The following is an 8101-nucleotide window of genomic DNA, read 5'->3' as shown; positions in this document are numbered from 1 at the left end:
CTAATGAACTACATAATCATTTCTATTACACATAAACAAAATGACGATTTTACTTCTCAAAAAAATTACGAAGATTATACACCAGAGAAATATCATTGTATATCTGTTGATGATGATATTATCAGTAGTTTAAATCAAAATTTATCAATTATGAAAACCTACTTCCATACAGTCAAAAATCAGAAATACGGTTTAGCTTATTGTGGTATTACAATTATCCCGCCTGAATCATTAGCAATTTTCTATGAAACAGTTACATCCTCAAAGTTCTTCAGAAAATCTGATGAGCTGAATGAGTTAGCTTCAAAAATTGTACAAGCTGCAGCAGAACAGAAGTACATGATCCATTATGGGGTTTAAATGTAATTCAAAAAATGCTTAGGATTTCTCCGAAGCATTTTTTGTATGTTACTAATACATTTATTCCTTAACCATTTAGTCAATGCTTGAGCCTATGGACCCATCTTTTACAAGTGAGGACGCCCATATTAATCTAAATAAGCGTCTCATTTCCAATCTTCCAGCTAAACCATCTCCCGTGCCCTTCTATTTCTCCAACCGTTTCACGATATTCGTTTCCGTTAATATAATAATCAATATGAAGGTCACGATCCCACATGTTGTTATACAGGTGGAATACATCACGTTTTGCGCCAATTTCTTGTATTTGTTTTTCTAACTTATGTTTTACTTGTTCTGGTATTTGATTTGCGACGTGTGTATGGAAAATACAAATAACAGCTTCTTCACTTATTTGTTCAATAATAGATGATAATAGCTCTACACCGTCTCCTTCTATTAATTGGACAGATTCATTTTTCACTAAAGATGCAGCTTGATCAAACATCTCAAACCTTTCTTTATGCTCTGGCCAAATTAAAGCACGTAACCATAAATAATCTTCCTCATTATGTAAATCATTCACATGTAAGTCCAGTCCGATTCTTTCTACGACAGATGGGCTTTCTTTTAGAAAATGCGGCACATTCTCCCCTCTTATTTCAGAAGTTACATGCACATTTGAATCTATATTTCCGTACATTTCATCCGTCCCGTACGAATAACGATATTGGTCCCAGAACAGTTGCAACCCAGAACTTGTCCCAATTTCAATTAACGCTAACGGCTTCTTCACTTTGTTAAATATGTAGCAGAAACTTGGGTATAAGTATGCGCACCGTCTTACTTCATTTGTTTGAACGAGTTTCGTTTGTAACAAAGTAATGATTTCTTCTCGGTACTCTTTACAGAAATCTTTAAAATGATTAAAAGCTTTATCTAAATTTGTATCAGCATTTTCAACTAAACTACTATAATACGTTTTTAAATGATGTTCTTTCCCTGCTAGCAATAAATAATGTACTGCACCTAATAGTAAGTTTGGGACTGGTTGACCTACCTGAGCATAGGACGATAGTGTAAGTACTTCCTCATCTTCAGCAATTTTCATTGATAAATATTCATATAAATCACTTGACCCTTTACATTCCTTTATTGAAAAGTTTCGAAATAAGTTTGAAATTTGTTCTTTTGTACACATTAGAGTCCCTCCTTTTTATTTTTCAGAATAATCTTACCATTGCAGAAAGAATAATCCCATAAAAAGGTACTCGATTTAGTCACTTAAGGATACGTAAGCTTTTTCGAGATAATTTCAAACTGTAATTTTTTTCCATTTACCACCTTAAAAGAGCTTGTTAAATAAGATTTTTAGCGAATAAAACGTTAAATAGTTTAAAATTATCAGATAACACTAGATATTTTAGTCTATTAATTATTATAATAGAGTATGAGATGGTTATATAATTGAGACAAAAAAGGTATACACCTAGGTGGGGCCTAGGCGGTGTTTCTCTTTTACGGCTTAGACATAGAAAACACCTACACTTTTTTGCCAATATAGGGGATGGAGAGATTATCATGAGCAACATGCAGCAAAAAACAGACGTTATCTTAATTGGTGCAGGAATTATGAGTGCAACATTAGGCTCATTACTAAAAGAATTAGCACCAGAATGGGAAATTAAAGTTTTTGAAAAACTCGCAAGTGCCGGGGAAGAAAGCTCTAACGAATGGAATAATGCAGGTACAGGGCATTCTGCGCTATGCGAACTGAACTATACTTCCGAAAAAGCTGACGGATCTATAGATATTAGTAAGGCTGTAAAAGTGAATGAGCAATTCCAGCTTTCAAGACAATTTTGGGCATATCTTGTAAAGAGCAAATTAATTCGTAATCCACAAGATTTTATTATGCCACTACCTCATATGAGTTTAGTACAAGGGGAAAAAAATGTTGAGTTTCTAAAAAACCGTTTTGAAGCGCTTTCAAAAAATCCACTGTTTCAAGGAATGGAATTTTCTGATGCTCCTGAAACATTAAAAAAATGGCTTCCACTCATTATGGAAGGTCGCACATCTAATGAACCGATGGCGGCAACGAAGATTGACTCTGGAACAGATGTTAACTTCGGTGCATTAACACGTATGTTGTTTGATTACTTAAAAACAAAAAATGTCGAGCTAAACTACAAGCATAGTGTCGAAAATATTAAGCGCACGAAAAATGGTTTGTGGGAAGTAAAAGTACACGATATGAATAGTGGTAAAATTGAGCATCATACTGCTAAATTCGTCTTTATTGGCGGCGGTGGCGGTAGCCTACCTCTACTTCAAAAGACTGGTATCCCTGAATCAAAGCATATCGGTGGCTTCCCAGTAAGTGGACTATTTATGGTATGTAAAAACCAAAAAGTTGTAGAGCAGCATCATGCGAAAGTGTACGGTAAAGCTAAAGTTGGCGCTCCGCCAATGTCTGTACCTCATCTAGATACGAGATATATAGACAATAAAAAAGCTTTACTGTTTGGACCATTCGCAGGCTTCTCACCTAAATTCTTAAAAACTGGCTCAAATCTTGACTTAATCGGTTCTGTAAAACCGAATAATGTCTTAACGATGTTAGCCGCTGGTGTAAAAGAAATGGGACTTACAAAATACTTAATTCAGCAAGTTATGTTATCACATGAAAAACGTATGGAAGAATTACGCGAATTCATTCCGAACGCGAAAAGTGAAGATTGGGATATTGTAGTTGCTGGACAACGTGTACAAGTAATTAAAGATACTGATGCTGGCGGTAAAGGAACACTTCAATTTGGTACAGAAGTAGTAAGTGCAGCTGACGGCTCAATCGCCGCATTACTAGGCGCATCACCAGGTGCTTCTACTGCTGTTCACGTCATGCTTGAAGTATTAGAAAAATGTTTCCCAAGCCGCATGGTAGAATGGGAAGAAAAAATAAAAGAAATGATTCCTTCATATGGCATTTCACTAACTGAAAATCCAAGATTGTTCCAAGATCTTCACACTTCTACTGGTCGTACACTTGGATTAAACGAAAAAGAAACTGTTCATAATTAATGCAGAAATAAAAAAACGTCCGATATATTCGGACGTTTTTTGGTCTACTAAAAATTATACTTATCAATATTATCTTTCGTAAATACAACTCGTTCTGGTAATACGATAATTCCGTTCCCTTCTGCCTCATAATCATATCCTTGAATGGAGTTTGGCTCTACTTTCACTTTTCCAATTCCTTTTACTTCGAAGCTATCCCCTACTTTTAACTTCTTCCCTTTTACAACAATTTCATTTGCTACATACGTTGCGAGAGCACCTTGTTGTTTTACATCCCATAAACCAAATTGTTGTACTGTTCCTCGTTTTACATAATCACGCATAACGTTCGGTGTAGAAAATCCAGTTACCACTACTTTTTTATCCATTTTTAAGTTTTCAGCTGCCTGCGCCATTGCTGGGAGTGCTGTTGCATCTGGACAAATAACTGCGTTAATATCTGGATACGTTTTTAATATGTTCTCCCCTACGGATAAAGATTTTTGTGCATTATTTTCACCGTACTGCGTCGTTACAATTTCCCAGTTCGGATATTTCTTTTTAATAATTTCTTTCGCTTTCGTTACCCATTGGTTTTGATCCGTTACTGTCGGGCTAGAATAAAAGAACGCTACTTTTCCTTTATCTCCAATTTGCTTAGAAGTCATTTCTATTAATAAGTTAGCAAGCTGGTCTGGTGTTCCTTGGCTTATATAAAAAGAACGATCTTTCGGATTCACATCAGAATCCCATGTTAAGACGGTCATTCCTTTTTTCTTAGCACGTTGTAGTGATTGCGATAAACCATCAACTGATGTAGAGGAAACCATAAGTGCATCATAGTTTTGGTTAATAAAATTATTTATATACTTTACTTGCCCTGATACACTCGCTTCAGACGGCCCATCATATTTCACTTGTACGCCTAGCTTCTCTCCCATCTCCTTTGCTCCTTCACCTCCCGATGTGAAGAAACCAACTCCTGTTAATTTCGGAATAAATGCAAATTTCACATCATCAGCCTTTTTCTTATCTGCCGTTTGGCTAGAACACGCAATTAAACCGATTAAACAAATACATACAATCAATACAATCCCTAGTTTTCTCTTCATGACATTTCCCCCTTATGCAAACTCTGTCTTTTCCCCGCTAAAAATTGATGTAATTTGAAATGTCTCATAATAACTGAAAGAATAAGGATAATACCTATTACTACATTGGATTGTTCATTTGTTAAACCCGTCATTTGCAAGCCATACTGCATGAGCCCAATGAAAATACTCGCCAGTACAGTACCGATAATGCTTCCTTTTCCGCCTGTAATAAGTGTACCGCCTAAGACGACTGCTGTAATGATTGGTAATATTGTTTCGCTTCCTATATCAGCACGTGCAGAACCGAAATATGCAGTTAAGAAAGCTCCTCCTAATCCACCTCCTAACCCAGAAAGTATGTAAGCAATGATTACTACTTTCTTCGTCTTAATCCCGGTGTATTTTGCTGCATTTTCATTCGCGCCTGTTAATTTTACGTGGCGCCCATATATCGTTCGGTGAAACAAAATCGTGCATACAATTGTTAATAAAATAAGTAGCCATAATAAATTGGGTATTCCTATAAAACTACCATTTGCTAGTTGTACATAAGTATCAGGTAAACCGCTTATCCCTTCATATCCAGAAGCACCTGCCCCTCCTGAAATAACGAGTGCAATTCCTCCGTATAAAAACATCGTTCCGAGTGTAACGACTAGTGGTTCTACATCTGTCAATTTTATAATAAGCCCATTTAAAGCTCCTGCTAAGCAACTGACTATAAGTGCCATTATTACTGCTAGTAAAATATGAATTCCATTCATCCAAAACACACCAATTAAAATCGAGGTTAGCCCCATAATTGATCCTACAGATACGTCAATTCCTCCTGTTACAATAACGAAAGTCATTGGAATTGCCGCGATTGCTATGAATAGAAAATCATTTGTACTAAAAAGGAGATTACTAATATTTAAGAAATTGCTGTTTATAAAACTAAAGAGAATGAATTCTATAAGAAGTAATATGATTAACACACCTTCCCATCTGTAAAAATACTTCATAGATTCATTCTCCTTTCTGCTTTCCACTTCTTCATGACGCTATCTAATATGATAATAAGTAATAGTAAAAAACCTGAAATAGCATTATTCCAAAATGCTGGTATTTTTAAAAAGATAAGTGAACTGCTTATCACTTCTAAAAACAATGCTCCTAGTGCAGCTCCAAATATAGAACCTGTTCCTCCTTTTAGATGAATTCCTCCTAGCACAGCAGCTGCAATCACCTGTAGTTCCATTCCTGTACCAGTTTGATTTGGAACGAACCCGATATTCATAACAAATATGCAACCAGCGAGCGCAGCGCTTATGCCTGAAATCATAAACGCATATATCTTCACTTTATTAACAGGTATACCAATAAGCCTCGCGCCATCTTCATTATCACCTACCGCATAAAAGTATCTTCCCAATGGCACTTTTCTTAAAAAGAAGTATAGTAGTAGTAAAATAATAAGAACGAACCATACAGTTATAGGTAAACCAAGAATGATGATAGATGACAGCTGCTTAAAATCGTTTGGAATATCTTCAATCCACTTCCCGCCTGTGAAAATTAACATTGCACCTCTAACAATTCCTAACATGCCTAATGTCATAATAATGGCTGGTACCCGAAACTTCGCAACTCCAATACCATTTACGAAACCGATAATGGCCCCAAGTATAATAGCTACAAATATCGACAAGAATGCACTATACCCATTCGTTAACATCATTCCGCAAACTGCTGCACTTAATCCCATGCTTGAACCAACTGATACATCTATATTTTTCGTAAATAAGACGAACGATTGACCGATTGCTAGCACGACTAAAATAACGCTTGATTTCATCAGTAAAGATAACGAGGTAAATTGAATAAAACTAGGGTTTATCATCCCTACAATAGCTATATAAATTAGTAGTAACATTATGATAGACGTTTCGTGCATTTTATACATACGTTTCATTCCGTTACACCTCCGTATGCAAGGCGTGTAACTTCATTCACACTCAGTTGTTCTTTTTCCATATGAGAAACAAATCGCCCATTTCTCATTACATATACACGGTTTACTAATTGGATAATTTCTTCAACATCTGAAGAGATTAATAAAATTGCGAGTCCTTCCCTTTTCATTTTTTTTATCGTCTCATACACTTCAAGCCTTGCTTTCGCATCAATTCCGCGAGTCGGCTCATCAAGAATAATAATTTTAGGATTACATGCAAGATACTTCGCAAGCACGACCTTCTGCTGATTACCTCCTGATAAAGATGCCAGTTCTTTATTCATATTCTGTACAACAATTCGGAACTGTTCTATAAACGAATTAACTAAAGCGCTTTCTTTTTCTTGATTTATAAAAAAGCGATTATTTTGATATAAACTTGCTGCTGCAATATTTTCTTTAACAGAAGCAATTGAGAAAATTCCATTCCTCACTCTATCCTCTGGCACATAAACTAGGCCTTCGTCTAGCCTTTTATGCAAAGAACACGTATCAATTGATTTTCCACCCAATAAGATAGACCCTGATTTTATAGTTTTCAATCCAAATATCGCTTCTGCTAATTCCGTTCTGCCAGATCCTATAATGCCAGCAACACCTACAACCTCACCCGCATGTACAGTGAATGATATATTTTCGAATGCGTGACCATTTATATCAACCACTTCTAATATTTTTTTCGTCTTTGCTGTCTCTTGAACTACTTCTATTTTCTCTTTCTGTTTATATCCTTTTGGCAATAGTCCCTCCATCAGCATGTCATATGTATAGTCACATACATCACCTTGGCTTACAACCATTCCATCACGTAGTATTGCTACTTTGTTGGCAATTTCAAAGATTTCTGGAAAACGATGCGTAATATAAATCATCCCAATTCCTTTTTCTTGTAAACTTTTCATCAACACAAAAAGACTCTTAATTTCGTGTGTTGTTAATGTCGATGTTGGCTCATCTAGAATAAGAATCTCAGCTTCTCTTATTAATCCTCTAACGATTTCTACTAACTGTTGTTGCGCAATCGATAATGTTCCTCCTAGTTTATTAAGGTCAATATCCCATCCTAAGCTGCTAATCAATTGCTGAATCTGTACTTTTAGTTTCTTTTTCTTTTCTTTTAACCCGATACATATATTTTCTTCAATAGTCATATGCGGAAAAATGAGTGGTTCTTGCGGTATTAAATAAATACCTTTTCGGTGTGCTTCTGATGGATTTGAAAACTGTTGCTTCTTTCCTTTTACATACATCTCTCCATCATCATACGAATATAACCCCGTTAATATTTTCATTAATGTCGATTTCCCGGCGCCATTTCCACCAACTAAAGCGTATATATCACCATGCTCTACTTGTAAGTTCACTTCCTTTAGCACAAGTTGATTCGAAAACGCCTTACTCATTTTCTTCACTTGTAATAAGGGCACATTCTCCACATGATGTCACCTGCCTTTACCCAGAACATTTTTTGAGAAAATGATTATTTGTTCTACTTGTTTTGTAGCATTGTATATTCCTTTTTTTATATCTAGAACACTTTTTTCTACGTACTATTAATCGTTCCAACTGGAATAAACAAAATATATGGTACATATGTTTAAGCTGTGGT

At 35.7% G+C, this 8101-nt stretch carries 7 protein-coding genes; 2 read left to right on the top strand and 5 right to left on the bottom strand.

What is annotated here, in order from left to right; genetic code table 11:
• Window positions 1–3: 3 nt before the first annotated feature.
• Window positions 4–360, top strand: coding sequence for a short-chain dehydrogenase (locus tag GBN78_RS19375; RefSeq protein WP_098299684.1), 357 nt, complete (start codon window positions 4–6; stop codon window positions 358–360).
• 133 nt (window positions 361–493) lie between these two features.
• Here GBN78_RS19375 and GBN78_RS19370 read toward each other — a convergent pair whose 3' ends face one another.
• Window positions 494–1540, bottom strand: a complete 1047-nt coding sequence (locus GBN78_RS19370; protein ID WP_152127618.1) for a DUF2332 domain-containing protein — start codon at window positions 1538–1540, stop codon at window positions 494–496.
• A gap of 380 nt (window positions 1541–1920) precedes the next feature.
• On the opposite strand from GBN78_RS19370, the gene GBN78_RS19365 reads away from it, so the two are divergent.
• Window positions 1921–3423 carry a malate:quinone oxidoreductase gene (locus tag GBN78_RS19365; protein ID WP_000069138.1) on the top strand — a complete coding sequence of 501 codons (1503 nt, stop codon included), beginning with the start codon at window positions 1921–1923 and terminating at the stop codon, window positions 3421–3423.
• A gap of 47 nt (window positions 3424–3470) precedes the next feature.
• Here the strand turns inward: GBN78_RS19365 and lsrB are convergent, their stop codons facing one another.
• From lsrB to GBN78_RS19345, 4 genes are read right to left on the bottom strand one after another with little or no spacing between them, the layout of a single operon-like run.
• Complete coding sequence (gene lsrB, locus GBN78_RS19360; protein ID WP_000823656.1) at window positions 3471–4514, bottom strand: autoinducer 2 ABC transporter substrate-binding protein LsrB; 1044 nt, start codon at window positions 4512–4514, stop codon at window positions 3471–3473.
• On the bottom strand, window positions 4511–5500 hold the full coding sequence (locus tag GBN78_RS19355) for an ABC transporter permease (RefSeq protein WP_130067927.1): 990 nt from the start codon (window positions 5498–5500) through the stop codon (window positions 4511–4513). Before GBN78_RS19355 ends, lsrB begins: the two co-directional genes overlap by 4 nt.
• Window positions 5497–6450 (bottom strand): ABC transporter permease subunit, encoded by a 954-nt coding sequence (locus tag GBN78_RS19350; RefSeq protein ID WP_025117862.1) that lies wholly within the window; start codon window positions 6448–6450, stop codon window positions 5497–5499. The genes GBN78_RS19355 and GBN78_RS19350 overlap by 4 nt, the downstream gene beginning before the upstream one ends.
• Complete coding sequence (locus GBN78_RS19345; protein ID WP_074625432.1) at window positions 6447–7928, bottom strand: sugar ABC transporter ATP-binding protein; 1482 nt, start codon at window positions 7926–7928, stop codon at window positions 6447–6449. The genes GBN78_RS19350 and GBN78_RS19345 overlap by 4 nt, the downstream gene beginning before the upstream one ends.
• Window positions 7929–8101 lie beyond the last annotated feature (173 nt).

This window comes from Bacillus sp. B2-WWTP-C-10-Post-4 (assembly GCF_009183805.1).
Lineage (GTDB): Bacteria > Bacillota > Bacilli > Bacillales > Bacillaceae_G > Bacillus_A > Bacillus_A cereus.
The sequence above is the reverse complement of the archived record's forward strand: the minus strand, read 5'-3'. Positions and strand labels throughout refer to the sequence as shown.